This is a genomic window from Brevundimonas sp. FG128, from assembly GCF_057809775.1.
The window spans coordinates 218,326-234,305 of record NZ_JBMDKP010000001.1 but is presented as its reverse complement, the minus strand read 5'-3'; the positions used below and the strand labels follow the sequence as shown (position 1 = coordinate 234,305).

Sequence of the window (15,980 nt, the reverse complement as noted above, 5' to 3'; positions counted from 1 at the left end):
AGGCCCGCGCCATGAGCGCAGCCGTCATCGTCTTCCCCGGTTCCAACTGTGATCGCGACTGCAAGGTCGCCGTCGAACGCTCCACCGGCGAGCCCGTCTCGATGGTCTGGCATGCCGAGACGGAACTGCCCCAGGGCCTGGACCTGATCGTCATTCCCGGCGGCTTTTCCTACGGCGACTATCTGCGCTGCGGCGCCATGGCGGCCCAGTCGCCGGTGATGCAGGCAGTCAAGCAAGCTGCTGACAATGGCGTCGCCGTGGTCGGCATCTGCAACGGCTTCCAGATCCTGTGCGAGGCCGGCATGCTGCCCGGCGCCCTGCTGCGCAACAAGGGTTTGAAATACGTCTGCAAGCCCATCGCCCTGACCGTCGCCAACGGCCAGACCCGCTTCACCGCCGGCTATCAGGGCCAGCGCGAGGTGGTCATGACCCAGGGCAACGGCGACGGAAACTTCTTCGCCGACGCCGAGACCCTGGCCCGCATCGAAGGCGACGGCCAGGTCGTATTCCGCTACGTCGACAACCCCAACGGCTCGGTCAACGACATCGCCGGCATCCAGAACAGCCGCGGCAATGTGCTAGGCATGATGCCCCACCCCGACCGGGCCTTCGAGGCCGAACTGGGCTCGGCCGACGGCGCGACCCTGTTCCAGAGCGTTTACGCGGCGGCTTGAGCCGCCGCATAGCCCCTTAGCCTTCGTCTTCGGTGACGGAAGCGCCGTCTTCCATTTCCGGGTCTTCGTCCTCGGTCACCACGCCGCCCGGATCGCGCTGGGCAGCCAGTTCGCGGGCGCCGACGCCCAGGCCTTGTTCGATGGCCAGGTTGGCTTCGACCTCGTCTTCCAGCGAGGGCGTGTCGTCTGTGTCGGGATCGGCCATGGTGTCTTCCTGTGTTGAAGGCTGACCCTGACAACCGTTCGGTCCCGGCGATTGTTCCTACCGACCGAAAAACGGCTCCAGACTGGCGCGCGACAGGGGGCGGAAGATCAGGAACTGGCCGCCGACGGTCACGGTGATCTCGTGCGCCTGGGGGCGTTGCAGCAGGGCGGGATCGTCCAGCGACACCGCGCGGCCCGAGGCGATATCGCGCGCATCCAGCGGCGGCAGGGTCGACCGACCCTCAGCCGAGGCCAAGGCCGACAGGAAGCTGCGCACTTCATTGGCCTGTTGCTCGGGCGTCAGGGCGGCGCGCACCCGCGTCCAGGCCACCTGCACGGGCGGCGTCAGGGTCGTGGTCTGCGCCCGCCCCTCGCCCGCGAACGCAAGGGCCGCGAAGGCCGCAAGGCACAGGCGAAGAAGGCAAGTTTTGTTCTTCATGGCGCGCAGGATGAGGCCGCCGTTCACCATTGCAAGCTTCACTTTTCTTTAGGCGCGGGATGAACCTTCTGACGGTCCGGTGCGTAAAGGGCCGATAAGCGTCGCACGGGAACCTTCATGTCCTCCATCATCCGCCCCACGCCCCGCCAGCGCAGCCGCCGTCTCGTGGTGCTGGCCGCCGCCGTCTTCGCCATCGTCGTGCCCCTGGTTCAGAACCTGGCCGGGCTGGGCCTGACCCAGGCCGAGTTCGCGGCTGACGGAAACAGCACCCTGCGGGTCGCGGGCTACGCCTTCTCGATCTGGGGCCTGATCTATGTCGGCATCTTGGCCTATGCGATCCGCCAGGCCCTGCCGCAAACCGGGGAGAGCCCGTTATTGAGCCGGATGGGCCTGCCGTCCGCCGTCGCCTTCTTCGGCATCGGCTTCTGGATCATCGTGGCGGCGTTGAACCTGAAGGCCGCCAGCGTGGGGGTGATCTTCGCCTCGCTGATCGCCCTGCTGCTGCCGCTGCTGGCGGTGTCGGGCCATATCCGTGCGCTACGGCTGATGGACCGCGAGCGCATCCTGCTGGTCTGGCCGCTCGCCGCCCTCGCGGGTTGGCTGACGGTGGCGGCGCCGCTAAACCTGATCACGACGGTGACGGCGTTCGACGCCCTGCCCGCCGCCCTGTCGCCCAGCCTGTGGGCCATCGTCGCCATCGTGGCTGTGGTGGTTGTCGCGCTGGCGGCGACAGCGGTTCTGCGGACCATGGCCTATCCGCTGCCGACGGCCTGGGGCCTGCTGGGCGCCTTCGTCGCGGAACAGGCGGACAAGTCCGCCGTCGCCTTCACTGCTCTGGCCGGAGCCATCGTCCTGCTGATCGGCGGGCTGCTGCTGACCTTCCGCCTGCGGCCGGGCGTCGAGCGCGCCCGCTAAGGCTCAGGGCTTGGTCGTATCGGTGACGGCGTCGCCCTGCGGCGCGTGATTGTCGGCGCCCACGTCGAAGGCGCCGTTCTCATCGAAGCCGACGCTGCCCACGCCGACCGCCGAGCCCGTCAACCGCTGACGGCGGCTGGCCATTGCGGCCTCCGGCGCGGCGGCGTCCATTTCGGCGGTGGTTTCGGGATCGTTCGAGCGATCCATCTGCTGACCAGAGGCCGGCATGATGCGGTCGGTGTGGGGCTTGCTCATGCCGCGTCCTCCTCGCCGTCTTCTGCGCGGTTCTGCACTTCTTCGGCCAGGGCGGAGGCGCCGGCATCGTCGGCGGCGATCTCGGGCAGGTCGTCGTCTTCGGGGGTTGCAGCGGGGTCGATGGGCGTATCGGTCATGGTCGGCTCCTGTGACTGTCGTCGAAATCAACCACCGGCGATGTTCGATGTTCCTGCGGGCTGACATTTGGCCCATCTGCGGCTAGAAGCGCCGCCCATGAGCGCTCCTGAAAAGACCCCCGTCAAAACGATGGCCGAACTGGCCGCCGAATACGGCCTGGCCCCCAATGAATATCAGGTCGTCCTCGACCGGCTGGGCCGAGAGCCCAACCATGTCGAACTGGGCGTCTTCTCGGTCATGTGGTCCGAGCACTGCTCGTACAAATCCTCCAAGATCCATCTGGGCAAGTTCCCGACCACCGGCGACCGCGTCATCTGCGGGCCGGGTGAGAACGCCGGGGTGATCGACATCGACGACGGCGACGCCTGCATCTTCAAGATGGAGAGCCACAACCACCCCTCCTACATCGAACCCTATCAGGGCGCGGCGACGGGCGTGGGCGGCATCATGCGCGACGTCTTCACCATGGGCGCCCGGCCCGTGGCCCTGCTGAACGCCCTGCGCTTCGGCGACCCGTCGCACGAAAAGACCAAGCGGCTGGTCAAGGGCGTCGTCTCCGGCATCGGCGGTTACGGCAACTGCGTGGGCGTGCCGACCGTGGCGGGCGAGACCAATTTCCACGCCGGCTACAACGGCAACATCCTGGTCAACGCCATGTGCGTGGGCTTGGCCAAGTCGGACAGCATCTTCTATTCGGCCGCGCCCTCGGCGGGTCTGTCGGTGGTCTATTTCGGCTCCAAGACCGGCCGCGACGGCATCCACGGCGCGACCATGTCCTCGGCCGAGTTCGACGATGAGTCGGAATCGAAACGCCCCACCGTCCAGGTCGGCGACCCCTTCGCCGAGAAACTGCTGATCGAGGCCACCCTCGAACTGATGGCCTCGGGCGCCGTCGCCGCGATCCAGGACATGGGCGCGGCCGGCCTGACCTCCTCCTCGGTCGAAATGGCCGGCAAGGGCGGCGTCGGCATCGAGCTGAACATGGATGCCGTGCCCCAGCGCGAAGAGGGCATGACCGCCTATGAGATGATGCTGTCGGAAAGCCAGGAGCGGATGCTGGCGGTCCTCAAGCCCGGCCGCGAGGCCGACGGCGAACGCATCTTCAAGAAATGGGGCCTGGACGCCGCCACCATCGGCGTCACCACCGACACCGGCCGTCTGGTGCTGAAGCATCACGGCGAGACGGTCTGCGACGTACCCCTGGCGCCCCTGTTCGACGACGCCCCCCTGTACGACCGCCCCTGGGTCCAGCCAGAGCTCCAGCCCAGGCTGAACCCTTCCGACATTCCCGCGCCCGAAAACTGGGCCGATGCGGTGATGAAGGTGATCGCCTGCCCCGACATGGCCTCCAAACGCTGGATCTGGGAACAGTACGACCGCCACGTCATGGCCGACACGCTTCAGGACTCGGCCACCGGCGCCGACGCCGGCGTGGTCCGCGTCCACGGCACGGACAAGGGTTTGGCCGTGACCTCGGACTGCACCCCGCGCTATGTCCAGAACGACCCTTACGAGGGCGGCAAACAGGCCGTGGCCGAGGCCTGGCGCAACCTGACCGCCGTCGGCTCGCGCCCCATCGCCATCACCGACAACCTCAACTTCGGCAATCCGCAACGCCCCGAGATCATGGGCCAGATCGTCCGCGCCATCGACGGCATGGCCGAGGCCTGCCGCGAACTGGTCTTCCCGGTCGTGAGCGGCAACGTGTCGCTCTACAACGAGACCAACGGCGTCGCCATTCCGCCGACCCCGACTGTCGGCGCGGTGGGCCTGCTGCCCAACTATGACGTGGTGACCAACTTCTCGACCATGGCGGCGGGCGACACCCTGGTCCTGATCGGCCAGACCGTCGGCGAACTGGGCGCCTCCATCTATCTGCGCGAGGTCCTGGGCCGCGAGGACGGCGCCCCGCCCCCCGTCGACCTGAAGCTGGAAAAGAAGACCGGCGACTTCGTGCGCGATCTGATCGAGGCCGGCGACCTGACCGTGGTTCACGACCTTTCGGACGGCGGTCTGATCGGCGCCGCCGCCGACCTGGCCCTGGCCTCCGACGTCGGCGTGACCCTGGACGCCTCCAGCGCGACCCACGCCCACATCTTCCTGTTCGGCGAGGATCAGGCCCGTTACCTGGTCGCGGTCCCCGACGCCGACGCCCTGATCGCCAAGGCCCAGGCCGCCGGCCTGCACGCCTCGGTCGTCGGCCACGCCGGCGGCGACGCCTTCGCCTCTCGCGGCGACAAAGGCGAATTGTTCAGCATCCCCGTCGCCCATCTGCGCGAATGGCACGAAGGCTGGATGCCGGGCTGGCTGGGCGACGCCGCATGATCCGCGTCCTCGCCCCCCTCGCTCTGCTCGGTCTGCTGGCCGCCTGCGACGGCGGCGGCGACCCGGTGGAGCAGGCGCTGCGCGACACGTCGGCCGCCAACCATGCGGCGGCGACCCGCACCACGGCCGAGACCCAGGCCGCCGGCCACGCCGGTCACGGCAAGGTCGGCCCTACGCCCGGCGATCAGGCCTTCGCTGCGTCCGAAGCCGAGATGCACGAAAAGATGGCCGCCGCATCCGGCCAGACGGTCGACCAGGCATATGTCGCCAAGATGATCGCCCACCACGAAGGCGCCGTCGCCATGGCCGAAGTCGCCCTGCGTGACAGCCGCGACCCCGAAATCCGCCGCATGGCCCAGAGCGTCGTCGATGCCCAGACGCGCGAGATCGCCGAAATGAAGGCCTGGGCGCCGACATCCGCGCCAGCGAAGTGAGGATGGCTAAAGGACCCTATCTCGGCGGTGGAAAACGGGCGGGTCCCTCCAAGGCCAAGGCGACGCCGACTGGACGCGCCCGGGCGCATAAGCCGGAGCGGCCTGCCGGAAGACCGTCGTCCAAGCCGTCACAGATCACCAGAGACGAGCTGAAGCATTTCGCCTTTCGCGATCGCTCCAAGGAGGCGTTCCTGGATGAGCTCGACCCTCTGCTCCGCGCCTGTTTCAAGGGCGGCTTCACCCGACCCAACGAGGTCGCCGGCCTGCTGAACAAGTCGGGGAAGACAACCGCCTGCGGCCAGCCGTGGACGCCTCACCTTGTCTGGGGTCTTCAACGCTTTCTGTTCGAGCGGCGCGAAAAGAAGAGAGCCTCTCAAACGGCTGCAGCGGCGGCCGCGGCCCCTGTTCCTAAGCCCGCAGCCTCAAGCCAACGTGCGAAGGATTTGGCCGCTGAAGACATGGCGCGGCTATTGGGTGTTATCGGCCGGGCGTCACGCCCGCGCTGACGTCATTGATAGGGATAGACGCCACTTGCAGCGTCCTCAATATTCCTCATATTGAGGAACGAGGAGAGCGTCATGCCGAACTCTATGACCTTGAACGTCCGCGTCACCGGCCCGTTGAGTGACTTCGTTTCACAAAACGTGGGCAGGGACGGCGCCTATGAGAACGTCAGCGAATACGTCCGTGACCTCATCAGACGCGACCGCGAGCGGGTGGAGGCGGCGAGTTTCGAACGGCTCAAGGCTGAACTGACGGCGGCCTTCGCTGCGCCTGAGTCCAGTTATACGGCTCTGGACGCCGACGCCGTCTTCGCTCGCAACGCCCGACGCTGAGCGTCGTGGCCGACTTTCGCATTCAGGAAGCGGCCAGTCGTCGGCTCGACGACATCTACGCCTACAGCTGCGAGACCTGGGGCGAGGCGCAAGGGCAGACCTACATCCGTCGCCTGTTCGCCTGTTTCGAGGACATCGCGGCCCGCCGGGTCGCATGGCGCGCCATCCCTGCCGAGTTCGGCGTCGATGGGTTCTACACACGATGCGAGCATCATTACATCTACTGGCGCACCCTGTCGGACGGCGCCGTCGGGATCGTGACGATCCTGCATGAACGCATGCACCAGATAGAACGTTTCAGGGACGATGCGCCCGGCTGAGCCGGCGACTTGCTTAAGGGACGGTCCTATGGACGCGACGACGGCCGACACCATCTTCCGCCCCGCCATACCGCCCCGGCGGACCGGCAAGCCCCTGTCGCTGCTTCCCTTTCTGTGGATCAGCTGGCGCGACCCGATCCAGATGTGGTCGGAGCGGCACTTCACCGAGCCGCAACTGCACGGCAACAGCGCCTTCGGCGAAATCCTGGTGGTCAGCCACCCCGAGGGCGTCCGCCACGTCCTGACTGAGAATGCCGCCAACTATGAGAAGGGCGACCTGCAACGCCGCGTGCTGGGCCCCATGCTGGCCGAGGGCCTGCTGCTGACCGAAGGCGACACCTGGCGCCGCGCGCGCCGCATCCTGGCCCCGCTCTTCACCCCCGCCAAGATGGCCACCCTGAACGCCCGCATGGCCGAGGTCTGTCACGCGCGCGTGGCTGGCTGGTCCCTGTCCGCGCGCGGGCGGGTGCTCGACATCGATTCCGAGATGTCCGGCCTGACCTTCGACATCCTGTCCGCCACCATGTTCTCCGACGAACTGGGCGGCGAGGCGCGCGGGTTCGAGCGCGCCCTGAACCAGTTCCTGGCAAACGGAGCGCGCATCGATCCGCTGGACGTGCTGGGCGCCCCGGACTGGGCGCCGCGCCTTGGCCGTCTGGCCAGCTTCCGCTCGGCCCGATTCTTCGAACAGCGCGTCACCAAACTGGTCGAGGCCCGCCGCGCCCGCATCGAAGCCGGCGACGCAGCCCCCGACGACCTGCTCAGCGCCCTTCTGCTGGCCCGCGACGAGAACGGCGGTCCCGGCCTTTCGGACGAAGAGGTCGCCGCCAACATCCTGACCTTCATCCTGGCGGGGCACGAGACCACGGCCCGCGCTCTGGGCTGGACCCTGCACCTGCTGTCGCGGCAGCCAGAATACTTGGCCCGGCTCCAGGCCGAAGCCGACGCCTTCGACGTCTCCGACCCCAAATGGGCCGACGCCCTGCCCTGGACCCGCGCCGTTCTGGACGAGACCATGCGCCTGTTCCCGCCCGCCCCGACCATGGCCCGCAAGGCCCTGGCCGACGACGAGATCGGCGGCCAGCCGATCAAGGCCGGCGCCACCGTCATCATCTCGCCGTGGATCCTGCAACGCCACAGCCTGCTGTGGGACGACCCCGACGCCTTCAGGCCGGAACGCTTCCTGCCGCAGAATCGCAAGTCCGTGGACCGCTACGCCTACATCCCCTTCAGCGCCGGTCCCCGTGTCTGCATCGGCGCCGCCTTCGCCATCCAGGAGGCGTTGATCGCCCTGGCCTCCATCCTGCGCGCCGCCGACGTCGAGCCCCTGACGACGGTCGAACCCCGCCCCGTCCATCAGATCACCCTGCGCAGCCGCGAGCCGATGCGATTGCGGCTAAGGGCGCGGCGTCGCCCCTGACGTGAACAAGACCGTCGCGGCCGGACGCCAAACCGCCTATAGGCCGCGACAACGCCTCTTCGGATGACACCTTGCGCATCGCCGTCCTGCTGCCTCCAGGCTGCCTCTTCTCGGAATCGCGACCCAATTCGATGGAGACGGTCGTGCGCACGCTTGCGGTCTCAACCGGGCCCGACGAGACGCAGATCTTCTGCTGCGAGGGGGCCGACGACCACAAGGCGCCGGGCGTCGTCGCCCTGCCGGGCCGCGACCGCGAGCGCGCGCTGGTCTCCGCGCTACAGGCGTTCCAGCCGGACCTTATCGAATACCACCAGCATGTGAAACAGGCCCTGGCCGTCTCGTCCCGCTTTCCCGACGCCGCCCATCTTCTGTATCGGCACAACGCGTTCAAGCCGGCCAGACATGCGCTGGACCGCTGGCGCTACGCCTCGCGTTACGCCCGCATGGACGGCATCGTGTTCGTCAGCGAGGCCGAGCGGCTAGCGTTCGGGCGCGCCTATCCCCGCTTCGCTGATCGCGCCTACGCCGTGCCCAACGCCATCGACGCCGCATCCTGGTTCGCCCCGGTCGAGGATCGTCAGCCGGTCATCGCCTTCGCCGGTCGCGCCATGCCGGAAAAGGGTCTGGACGTGCTGTGCGCCGCCCTGCCCCAGGTGCTGGACGCCCACCCCGACTGGCGCGCCGTGCTGATGCTGAACGACTGGGACAGGCACGCCGAATGGGCCGCGCCCCATATCGCCCCGCTGGACCGCTACGGCGCCCGCGTCACGGTCCTTCGGTCCGCTCCCTTGGCCGACGTCCGCGAACAGATGCAGTCGGCCGCCATCGCCGTCACCCCCTCGGTCTGGGCGGAGCCGTTCGGCCTGACGGCGGTCGAGGCCCATGCGGCGGGCGCGGCCCTGATCTCGTCCGGTCGCGGCGGCCTGCGCGAGGCCAGCGGCGAGCACGCCCTCTATGTCGATGCGGTCACGCCGCAGAGCCTGGCCCAGGCCATGGACCAGCTGATCCGCAACCCGCAAGAACGGGCGACCCTGGCGCGCGACGGCCAACGCTACGTCATGGAAACCCACACCCCGGCCCGACGCGCCGCCGAACTGGCGCAGGTCCGCAGAACCCTGGTGCAGGCCCGCCAGCGGTTGGCGGCCTGACCTCGGCCCATCGAAGTTTCCCGGCGTTCGAAGACGTCCCCAACGCCAGCAAATTTGTCACATTGCAACGATAAGGCCGAGCTTCAACTCAGGAAGCGATCCATGACCAGCCTCGTCCTTTCGCGCCGTTCGATACTGGCGGCTTTCGGCGGGGGCCTGGCCCTGTCGAACGGCGGCCCGGCGCTGGCCCAGGCCGTGTTCGACGTGAACCCCTTCCGACTGGGCGTGACGGCCGGCGATCCGCTGCCTGACGGCTTCGTCATCTGGACCCGCCTCGCCCCCGATCCCCTGGCCTATGGGTCAGGCATGCCGAACGCCCCCGTGGCGGTGAAGTGGGAGGTCGCGGCCGACCGCGGCTTCAACACCGTCGTCCGCTCCGGCGAGGCGATCGCCCGCCCCGAACTGGGCCACTCCATCCACGTCGAGGTCGAGGGGTTGGAGCCCGCCCGTCCCTATTTCTATCGCTTCCAGTGCGGCGACGAGCGCAGCGGCGTGGGTCGCGCCAAGACCGCGCCCGTGGTCGGGTCGTCGCTCGACGCGGTGCGGTTCGGCGTCGCCGGCTGTCAGGCCTATGAGAGCGGCTTCTACACCGCCCACCGCAAGATGGCGGAAGAGGATCTGGATTTCGTCTTCTGCTACGGCGACTACATCTACGAAGGGCGCGGCAACCCCGTCTATCAGTCGGGCGCCGGCCCGCAGGACAACACCCGTGTCCACCTGGGCGGCGAGGTTTACAGCCTGGACGACTACCGCCGCCGCTATTCCCAGTACACGGCCGACACCGACCTTCAGGCCTCGCGCGCCTCGGCCGCGTGGTTCTGCACCTATGACGACCACGAGATCGACAACAACTGGGTCGGCGACCGCGATCAGGACGACACCCCGCCTGAGATCTTCGACCTGCGCCGCGCCGCCGCCATGCAGGCCTTCTACGAGTTCATGCCGATGCGGAAGTCGGCCTTCCCGCGCGGCGTCGCCATGCAGGCCTATCGCCGCGCCCAGTACGGCGACCTGCTGGACGTCGCCTTCCTCGATACCCGCCAGTTCCGCTCGGATCAGCCGTGCGACGATCGCTTCAACGCCACCTGCGCCGGCATCAATGCGAAAGAGGCTCAGGTTCTGGGCGACGCCCAGGAAGCCTGGCTGCTGACCAACCTCGACCGGTCCAGCGCCCGCTGGAAGGCTCTGGCGCAGCAGGTCATGATGATGGACTTGAACCGCAACACCTCCGGCGGCCAGGGCGTGAATACGGACAGCTGGGCCGGCTATCGCGTGCCGCGCAACCGCCTGCTCGGCCACATCCGCGACCGCCGCATCGACAATGTCGTGGTCCTGACCGGCGACGAGCATCAGAACTACGCCGGCGGCCTGTGGCTGGACGGCAGTCAGCCGGAAGGCGCGCCCATCGCGGTGGAGTTCGTCGGCACCTCGATCAGTTCGGGCGGCGACGGCGTGGACCGCCGGGCCGACTACGATCGGTTCCTGGCCGCCAATCCCCAGCTGAAGTTCCGCAACACCCAGCGCGGCTATCTGGTGTGCGAGGCGACGCCGGAACGTTGGACCACCCAGTTCAAGGTGCTGGACAAGGTGTCGACCCGCGACGGCGTCCTGACCACCCGTCAGACCATGGTGGTCGAGGCCGGTTCGAACACGCTGAACCTGGCCTGACGCTCAGAGGACGGGCACGGCCTGGGACAGGCGGCCGCCGACGCGGATCGGCTCGACGCGCGTGGCCAGGCCCGTCTTGTCGTCGGTCTCGACGAAGACGCCGCAGATCGTCGCCGGGCCGGACGCGGGCATGTAGCGCCCGCCCGAGATCCGGGTGGTGAAGCGCCGCAAGGGCTCTTCCTTCTCGTTGCCGATGACGCTGTCATAGTCGCAGCAGCCGCCGGCGTCAGTCTGATAGGCCGTGCCGCCGGGCAGGATCTGACAGTCCGCAGTCGGGACGTGGGTATGGGTGCCGACCACCAGCGAGGCGCGCCCGTCGCAGAAATGCCCCATGGCCATCTTCTCCGAGGTCGCCTCGCAGTGCATGTCCACGATCACCGCATCGGCCACAGCCCCCAGGGGCGCGGCCGCCAGCTCGCGTTCGACGGCCCCGAACGGATCGTCCATCGGGTCCATATGCACCCGGCCCAGCACGTTCATCACCAGGACGGTGCGCCCCGAATGGGTCTCGAACAGATTGGCCCCGGCGCCCGGTGCATCCATCAGGCGCGGATAGTTGGCCGGCCGGATCAGACGCGGCTCGCGCACGATATAGGTCAGGGCCTCGCGCTGGTCCCACGAGTGATTGCCCAGCGTCAGACAGTCCGCGCCCGCCATGAACAACTCACGCGCCGTATTCTCGGTGATGCCGAACCCGCCCGCCGCGTTCTCGGCGTTGATCACCACGAAGTCGAGCTTCAGATCGCGCTTCAGGCCCGGAAGATGGTCGCTGATCCCGTCACGGCCGGACTTGCCGATGACGTCGCCGAAAAATGCCAGTCTCATTCGTGAAAGCCTTGTCCCTGGCCAAGCCAGTTTTCGACCAGCAGGCCCTCGACACGCGAGAACTCCCGGATGTTCGCTGTTACGACCGTGAGGCCAAGGCTGCGCGCCTGGCCAGCCAGTAAAGTATCGAGCGGCCCGATTTTCTGCCCGCTCCGTTCCAAGCTCGCGCGGATATCCGATGCGTGGGCTGCGGCTTGTTCGTCGAAGTCCAGAAGGTCCAGACGCGCCCGGAACCTCAGCAACTCCTCATGCCGCAAGACAGGGTTTTGCGATTTGGCCACACCGACAAGCAGTTCGGTCAGTGTGACGGTGGACATCGATATCCGACCCACCGCCTCGGCGAACTTATCGCGCAAATCCGGCCCGCGCCGACGCAGAACATGGATGCAGATATCTGCATCAAGCAAGTAATCCGTCACCTCAGAACGGCTCGCGTTCCGGCCATTCGCCTTGGGGCTCGCGATCCGGCCAATCGGGGATGCCCGGCCGATCAAAGAAGTCGTCCCACAGGGCATTCAGCGGCACCAGGCGCAGGCTCTTGCCTTCCTTGATGACGCGCAGCTCCTTCACATCGTCTGGGAATGCGACGGCCTTGGGCAGTCGCACGGCCTGCGAGCGATTGGACTTGAAGACTGTGGCTTTCAGCGGGGGGCTCATGGTGTCGATATCGCCCCAACGCGCGTATATGTCAATGGGATATGCCAAAATCCGCATAGCCCGCCTCGGTCAGAACTCCATGCAGTCGGATGTCGTGCGGTTCCAGCTCCAGCCGCTCGACCTTCTGGCCGACGTAGGCGAAGCCGATGCGGGTGACATCCGGGCGCGCGGCGAAGGTGCGGTCGTAGTAGCCGCCCCCCTGGCCCAGGCGCCCGCCCCGATCGTCATAGGCCAGCAGCGGCGTCAGGATCAGATCGGGCGTGACGACCTCCGCCAACGGCAGGGGCGCGGGGCATCCTGCGGCGTCCAGTTCCAGCGGCTCGCCCGGCGACCAGGCGCGGAACTCCATTGGGGCGTCGCGCTGGACCACGACCGGCAGGCACAGCCGACGGCCGGCGGCCTCCAGCGTCACGGCCAGAGCATCGGTATCCAGTTCAGACCCCATGGCGCGATAGAGGGCCACGATCTCGGCGGGAGGCAGGGCGTCCGCATGATCCGCCGCGCGCGACGCGGCCAGCGGATCGATCTCCGCCAGCCGCTTGCGAAGCGCCCGCGCGGCGGACCGGAACTCATGCTTGTCCTGGATCATTGCGCCGCCTTACACCCGCCGCGCTCAAGCAGCGAGCGATAGCACACGAAAGCGCTCAGGCAGCGAGCCGCCGCGCGGCGAGCGGTAGCACACAAAGCGCGCTCAAGCAGGGAGCAACCGCGTCGCGAGCGATAGCGCACAAACGTGCTCAGGCAGCGAGCCGCCGCGCGGCGAGCGGTAGCACACAAAAAAGAGAGAAGGTTGGCGGCGCCGCAAGAACCGTGAAGGGCGTTTAAATCCTCTCGAACCTGGGTAGCCAGGTGGGCTCCATATGCCCAGGCCCTCGAGCCCGGACAGGGACAGATCCCTTTGAGTGAATTAAGGTCGCGAGGAAATGTATGCCTTCGACGTGGGCCGCAGCAAGACCCGCCGTCGAGCAAGATAGGCCTTCGCCACGCCTTACGCCAGCGCCCACGATCAAATCTTGATCAGATCCCCTGGCTGATCTTCTCGATCCGCGCGGCGACGGCGTTCAGCGCCTCGGCGACCCCGTCGGTCGAAGCCGGCGCCGGAGCAAAGGAGGACGCGCCCGCCTTGCCGCCGTTCAGGCGCGCCTCGTGCAGTTCGTCGGCTAGGATCAGGGCGGACATCAAAAACAGACGCAGGTCCCCGACGTGCCCCACGTCCTGGGCCACCTGACGCACCTGGTTGTCGAACTGTTTGGCCAGGATGCGGACCCGCTCTTCCTGACCGTCGGCGCAGCCCACCGCATAGGGCCGCCCGTTGACTTCCACCGTCACCGTCGCCATCAGCCGGCCTCGCTTTCGGTCTCGTCGTCGTCCTGGGCCAAGTTGTCCTGGCTCAGGACCTCGCGCACCGCCGCCGCCGCCCGGGCCAGGGCCTGCGACGCCTCGCGCCCGGCGGCCTCCAGCTCGGCGACGCGCTGATCCCCGGCCCCCGAATCCGAAGAACGGGGCGCGAACAGGTCGTCGTCGCTGATCGCCGGCGCCGAGGCGGGGCGCGCCTTCAGCTCCAGGACCTTGCGTTCCAGTTCGGCCAGGGCGCGGTCGATACGCGCCCGTGCGGCCGTGGTGGCGTCTGCCATCGGTCGCTCCTTCAGATTCCGTATAGAACCCGAGGACGCGTCGGGGTAAAGGCGGCGCGCCCCTGAATTTCCGCATTCCGACGAAAGGTCTCGCCGTGACCGACGCCAAAACCGCTCCCAAGGCCACCCCTGAGCAGATGGCGAACGCCATTCGCGTCCTCGCCATGGACGGCGTCGAGAAGGCCAAGTCGGGCCACCCCGGCATGCCCATGGGCATGGCCGACGTCGCCACGGTGCTGTTTTCGAAGTTCCTGAAGTTCGACGCGAGCCGCCCCGACTGGGCCGACCGCGACCGCTTCATCCTGTCGGCCGGTCACGGCTCGATGCTGATTTACGCGCTTCTGCACCTGACCGGCTATAAGGCCGCGACCAAGGAAGAACTGTCCAACTTCCGCCAGTGGGGCTCCAAGACCGCCGGCCACCCCGAATACGGCCACATGCCCGGCGTCGAGGTCACCACCGGTCCGCTGGGTCAGGGCCTGGCCACCTCGATCGGCTTTGCGATGGCCGAGCGTCACCTCGCCGCCAAATACGGCGACGATCTGGTCGATCACCGCACTTGGGTCGTCGCCGGCGACGGCTGCCTGATGGAAGGCGTGTCGCAGGAAGCCATCGCCCTGGCCGGCCGCTACAAGCTGAACAAGCTGCACGTCCTGTGGGACGACAACGAGATCACCATCGACGGCAAGGTCAGCCTGTCGGACACCACCGACCAGGAGGCCCGGTTCAAGGCCGCCGGCTGGGCGGTCAAGGCCATCGACGGCCATGACATGAACGCCATCAAGGCCGCACTGAAATGGGCGACCCGCCAGGACAAGCCGACCCTGATCGCCTGCAAGACCAAGATCGGCAAGGGCGCCGCCACCATGGAAGGCAGCCACAAGACCCACGGCGCCGCCCTGGGCGCGGCCGAGATCGCCGCCACCCGCCTGGGCCTGGCCTGGGATCACGAGCCCTTCGAAATGCCCCAGACCATCGCCGACGCCTGGGCCAAGGTCGGTCGTCGCGGCGCCAAGGACCGCAAGAAGTGGGAGGCCCGCCTGGCCGCCTCGGGTCAGGCCGCCGACTTCACCCGCGCCATGAAGGGCGACCTGCCCGAGGGCGCCTTCGACGCCCTGAACGCCAAGATCGCCGAACTGATCGAGACCCAGCCGGCCCAGGCCACGCGCCAGTCGTCGGGCGCCGCCCTGGACCAGGTCTTCGCCGCCATCCCCGAACTGATCGGCGGCTCGGCCGACCTGACCGGCTCTAACAACACCTTCGTCGCCGGCACCCCGATCCTGGACGCGCCGTCGTATGAAGGTCGCTACGTCAACTGGGGCATCCGCGAGTTCGGCATGGCCGCCGCCATGAACGGCCTGGCCCTGCACGGCGGCGTCATCCCCTATGCCGGCACCTTCATGGTCTTCTCGGACTACAGCCGCCCGGCCATCCGTCTGGGCGCCCTGATGGGGGTCCGCGCCATCCACGTCCTGACGCACGACTCGATCGGCCTGGGCGAGGACGGCCCCACCCACCAGCCGGTCGAACATCTGGCCGCCCTGCGCGCCATCCCCAACCTGCTGGTCTTCCGCCCCGCCGACACGGTCGAGGCCATGGAATGCTGGAAGATCGCGCTGGAGACCCGGACCTCACCCTCGGCCATGGCCCTGTCGCGCCAGAAGACCCCGGCCGTCCGCACCGTCGCGGGCACGGAAAACCTCTCGGCCAAGGGCGCCTATGAGATCAAGGCCGCTTCGGGCGAGGCCAAGGCCACCCTGTTCGGCACCGGCACGGAACTGGCCCTGGCGCTCAAGGCCGCCGAGACGCTTGAAGCCGAAGGCGTCCCGACCCGCGTCGTCTCCGTCCCCTGTTTCGAACTGTTCGAGCAACAGGACGCCGCCTACCAGGCCTCGGTCATCGGCCGCGGCACGATCCGCGTCGCCGTCGAGGCCGCCATTAAGCAAGGCTGGGAAGGCTTCATCGGCGAGGACGGCGCCTTCATCGGCATGACCGGCTTCGGCGCCTCGGCACCCGCCGAAGTGCTGTACGACAAGTTCGGCATCACCGCCGACGCCGTCGTCGCGGCGGTCAAGGCGCGGCTGTAAC

20 protein-coding genes and 1 other RNA gene are annotated in these 15,980 nt (G+C 67.8%); 10 read left to right on the top strand and 11 right to left on the bottom strand.

Features of this window, described 5'->3' with window-relative positions; all coding sequences use genetic code 11:
• The first annotated feature begins 11 nt into the window (after nucleotides 1-11).
• Entirely contained in the window at nucleotides 12-674 is a 663-nt protein-coding gene (gene purQ, locus ACODSC_RS01215; RefSeq protein ID WP_488811047.1) for a phosphoribosylformylglycinamidine synthase subunit PurQ, read from the top strand.
• Nucleotides 675-690: 16 nt separating this feature from the next.
• Here the strand turns inward: purQ and ACODSC_RS01210 are convergent, their stop codons facing one another.
• Nucleotides 691-879, bottom strand: a complete 189-nt coding sequence (locus tag ACODSC_RS01210; protein ID WP_488811045.1) for a hypothetical protein — start codon at nucleotides 877-879, stop codon at nucleotides 691-693.
• 57 nt (nucleotides 880-936) lie between these two features.
• A complete protein-coding gene (locus ACODSC_RS01205) occupies nucleotides 937-1,317 on the bottom strand; it encodes a hypothetical protein (protein ID WP_488811043.1) in 381 nt (126 codons plus the stop codon).
• A 117-nt stretch (nucleotides 1,318-1,434) separates the two neighbouring features.
• On the opposite strand from ACODSC_RS01205, the gene ACODSC_RS01200 reads away from it, so the two are divergent.
• On the top strand, nucleotides 1,435-2,232 hold the full coding sequence (locus ACODSC_RS01200) for a hypothetical protein (RefSeq protein ID WP_488811041.1): 798 nt from the start codon (nucleotides 1,435-1,437) through the stop codon (nucleotides 2,230-2,232).
• Nucleotides 2,233-2,235: 3 nt separating this feature from the next.
• On the opposite strand, the gene ACODSC_RS01195 is transcribed toward ACODSC_RS01200, so the two are convergent.
• Together ACODSC_RS01195 and ACODSC_RS01190 are read right to left on the bottom strand one after the other, a co-directional pair.
• Nucleotides 2,236-2,487 (bottom strand): Tat pathway signal protein, encoded by a 252-nt coding sequence (locus tag ACODSC_RS01195; protein WP_488811039.1) that lies wholly within the window; start codon nucleotides 2,485-2,487, stop codon nucleotides 2,236-2,238.
• A complete protein-coding gene (locus tag ACODSC_RS01190; protein WP_488811037.1) occupies nucleotides 2,484-2,624 on the bottom strand; it encodes a hypothetical protein in 141 nt (46 codons plus the stop codon). The genes ACODSC_RS01195 and ACODSC_RS01190 overlap by 4 nt, the downstream gene beginning before the upstream one ends.
• Before the next feature lie 97 nt (nucleotides 2,625-2,721).
• Here ACODSC_RS01190 and purL point away from each other — a divergent pair, with 97 nt between their 5' ends.
• The 7 genes from purL (at nucleotide 2,722) to ACODSC_RS01155 (ending at nucleotide 10,776) form a co-directional block, all read left to right on the top strand.
• Entirely contained in the window at nucleotides 2,722-4,950 is a 2,229-nt protein-coding gene (purL, locus tag ACODSC_RS01185) for a phosphoribosylformylglycinamidine synthase subunit PurL (protein ID WP_488811035.1), read from the top strand.
• Nucleotides 4,947-5,384 carry a DUF305 domain-containing protein gene (locus ACODSC_RS01180; RefSeq protein ID WP_488811033.1) on the top strand — a complete coding sequence of 146 codons (438 nt, stop codon included), beginning with the start codon at nucleotides 4,947-4,949 and terminating at the stop codon, nucleotides 5,382-5,384. Before purL ends, ACODSC_RS01180 begins: the two co-directional genes overlap by 4 nt.
• 578 nt (nucleotides 5,385-5,962) lie before the next feature.
• Nucleotides 5,963-6,220 carry a ribbon-helix-helix domain-containing protein gene (locus tag ACODSC_RS01175; RefSeq protein WP_488811031.1) on the top strand — a complete coding sequence of 86 codons (258 nt, stop codon included), beginning with the start codon at nucleotides 5,963-5,965 and terminating at the stop codon, nucleotides 6,218-6,220.
• A gap of 5 nt (nucleotides 6,221-6,225) precedes the next feature.
• Nucleotides 6,226-6,540 carry a type II toxin-antitoxin system RelE/ParE family toxin gene (locus ACODSC_RS01170; RefSeq protein ID WP_488811029.1) on the top strand — a complete coding sequence of 105 codons (315 nt, stop codon included), beginning with the start codon at nucleotides 6,226-6,228 and terminating at the stop codon, nucleotides 6,538-6,540.
• A 28-nt stretch (nucleotides 6,541-6,568) separates the two neighbouring features.
• Nucleotides 6,569-7,960 carry a cytochrome P450 gene (locus ACODSC_RS01165; RefSeq protein ID WP_488811027.1) on the top strand — a complete coding sequence of 464 codons (1,392 nt, stop codon included), beginning with the start codon at nucleotides 6,569-6,571 and terminating at the stop codon, nucleotides 7,958-7,960.
• Between the two features lie 71 nt (nucleotides 7,961-8,031).
• A complete protein-coding gene (locus ACODSC_RS01160) occupies nucleotides 8,032-9,108 on the top strand; it encodes a glycosyltransferase family 4 protein (RefSeq protein WP_488811025.1) in 1,077 nt (358 codons plus the stop codon).
• Nucleotides 9,109-9,210: 102 nt separating this feature from the next.
• The gene (locus tag ACODSC_RS01155; protein ID WP_488811023.1) at nucleotides 9,211-10,776 is read left to right on the top strand and encodes an alkaline phosphatase D family protein; all 1,566 of its coding nucleotides are present in this window, start codon (nucleotides 9,211-9,213) and stop codon (nucleotides 10,774-10,776) included.
• 3 nt (nucleotides 10,777-10,779) lie between these two features.
• Here the strand turns inward: ACODSC_RS01155 and ACODSC_RS01150 are convergent, their stop codons facing one another.
• The 7 genes from ACODSC_RS01150 to ACODSC_RS01120 form a co-directional block, all read right to left on the bottom strand.
• Nucleotides 10,780-11,601 (bottom strand): TIGR00282 family metallophosphoesterase, encoded by an 822-nt coding sequence (locus ACODSC_RS01150; protein ID WP_488811021.1) that lies wholly within the window; start codon nucleotides 11,599-11,601, stop codon nucleotides 10,780-10,782.
• Nucleotides 11,598-12,020 (bottom strand): type II toxin-antitoxin system VapC family toxin, encoded by a 423-nt coding sequence (locus ACODSC_RS01145; RefSeq protein WP_426024225.1) that lies wholly within the window; start codon nucleotides 12,018-12,020, stop codon nucleotides 11,598-11,600. Before ACODSC_RS01145 ends, ACODSC_RS01150 begins: the two co-directional genes overlap by 4 nt.
• 1 nt (nucleotide 12,021) lies before the next feature.
• On the bottom strand, nucleotides 12,022-12,258 hold the full coding sequence (vapB, locus tag ACODSC_RS01140) for a type II toxin-antitoxin system VapB family antitoxin (RefSeq protein WP_488811019.1): 237 nt from the start codon (nucleotides 12,256-12,258) through the stop codon (nucleotides 12,022-12,024).
• Between the two features lie 31 nt (nucleotides 12,259-12,289).
• Nucleotides 12,290-12,847: a 5-formyltetrahydrofolate cyclo-ligase gene (locus ACODSC_RS01135; RefSeq protein WP_488811017.1), complete on the bottom strand. Its 558-nt coding sequence runs from the start codon at nucleotides 12,845-12,847 to the stop codon at nucleotides 12,290-12,292.
• A gap of 203 nt (nucleotides 12,848-13,050) precedes the next feature.
• A non-coding RNA gene (gene ssrS, locus ACODSC_RS01130) (6S RNA) lies at nucleotides 13,051-13,213 on the bottom strand.
• A 62-nt stretch (nucleotides 13,214-13,275) separates the two neighbouring features.
• Entirely contained in the window at nucleotides 13,276-13,596 is a 321-nt protein-coding gene (locus ACODSC_RS01125) for a cell division protein ZapA (RefSeq protein WP_488811015.1), read from the bottom strand.
• Entirely contained in the window at nucleotides 13,596-13,892 is a 297-nt protein-coding gene (locus ACODSC_RS01120; protein WP_488811013.1) for a hypothetical protein, read from the bottom strand. Before ACODSC_RS01120 ends, ACODSC_RS01125 begins: the two co-directional genes overlap by 1 nt.
• A 95-nt stretch (nucleotides 13,893-13,987) precedes the next feature.
• Between ACODSC_RS01120 and tkt the strand changes: the two genes are divergently transcribed.
• Nucleotides 13,988-15,979, top strand: a complete 1,992-nt coding sequence (gene tkt, locus ACODSC_RS01115) for a transketolase (protein WP_488811011.1) — start codon at nucleotides 13,988-13,990, stop codon at nucleotides 15,977-15,979.
• Nucleotide 15,980 lies beyond the last annotated feature (1 nt).

What these genes read in the sequence shown, in the direction of transcription:
- purQ (WP_488811047.1), top strand. Translation starts at nt 12, where the DNA reads ATGAGCGCAGCCGTCATCGTCTTCCCCGGTTCCAACTGTGATCGCGAC.
- ACODSC_RS01210 (WP_488811045.1), bottom strand. Translation starts at nt 879, where the DNA reads ATGGCCGATCCCGACACAGACGACACGCCCTCGCTGGAAGACGAGGTC.
- ACODSC_RS01205 (WP_488811043.1), bottom strand. Translation starts at nt 1,317, where the DNA reads ATGAAGAACAAAACTTGCCTTCTTCGCCTGTGCCTTGCGGCCTTCGCG.
- ACODSC_RS01200 (WP_488811041.1), top strand. Translation starts at nt 1,435, where the DNA reads ATGTCCTCCATCATCCGCCCCACGCCCCGCCAGCGCAGCCGCCGTCTC.
- ACODSC_RS01195 (WP_488811039.1), bottom strand. Translation starts at nt 2,487, where the DNA reads ATGAGCAAGCCCCACACCGACCGCATCATGCCGGCCTCTGGTCAGCAG.
- ACODSC_RS01190 (WP_488811037.1), bottom strand. Translation starts at nt 2,624, where the DNA reads ATGACCGATACGCCCATCGACCCCGCTGCAACCCCCGAAGACGACGAC.
- purL (WP_488811035.1), top strand. Translation starts at nt 2,722, where the DNA reads ATGAGCGCTCCTGAAAAGACCCCCGTCAAAACGATGGCCGAACTGGCC.
- ACODSC_RS01180 (WP_488811033.1), top strand. Translation starts at nt 4,947, where the DNA reads ATGATCCGCGTCCTCGCCCCCCTCGCTCTGCTCGGTCTGCTGGCCGCC.
- ACODSC_RS01175 (WP_488811031.1), top strand. Translation starts at nt 5,963, where the DNA reads ATGCCGAACTCTATGACCTTGAACGTCCGCGTCACCGGCCCGTTGAGT.
- ACODSC_RS01165 (WP_488811027.1), top strand. Translation starts at nt 6,569, where the DNA reads ATGGACGCGACGACGGCCGACACCATCTTCCGCCCCGCCATACCGCCC.
- ACODSC_RS01155 (WP_488811023.1), top strand. Translation starts at nt 9,211, where the DNA reads ATGACCAGCCTCGTCCTTTCGCGCCGTTCGATACTGGCGGCTTTCGGC.
- ACODSC_RS01150 (WP_488811021.1), bottom strand. Translation starts at nt 11,601, where the DNA reads ATGAGACTGGCATTTTTCGGCGACGTCATCGGCAAGTCCGGCCGTGAC.
- vapB (WP_488811019.1), bottom strand. Translation starts at nt 12,258, where the DNA reads ATGAGCCCCCCGCTGAAAGCCACAGTCTTCAAGTCCAATCGCTCGCAG.
- ACODSC_RS01135 (WP_488811017.1), bottom strand. Translation starts at nt 12,847, where the DNA reads ATGATCCAGGACAAGCATGAGTTCCGGTCCGCCGCGCGGGCGCTTCGC.
- ACODSC_RS01125 (WP_488811015.1), bottom strand. Translation starts at nt 13,596, where the DNA reads ATGGCGACGGTGACGGTGGAAGTCAACGGGCGGCCCTATGCGGTGGGC.
- ACODSC_RS01120 (WP_488811013.1), bottom strand. Translation starts at nt 13,892, where the DNA reads ATGGCAGACGCCACCACGGCCGCACGGGCGCGTATCGACCGCGCCCTG.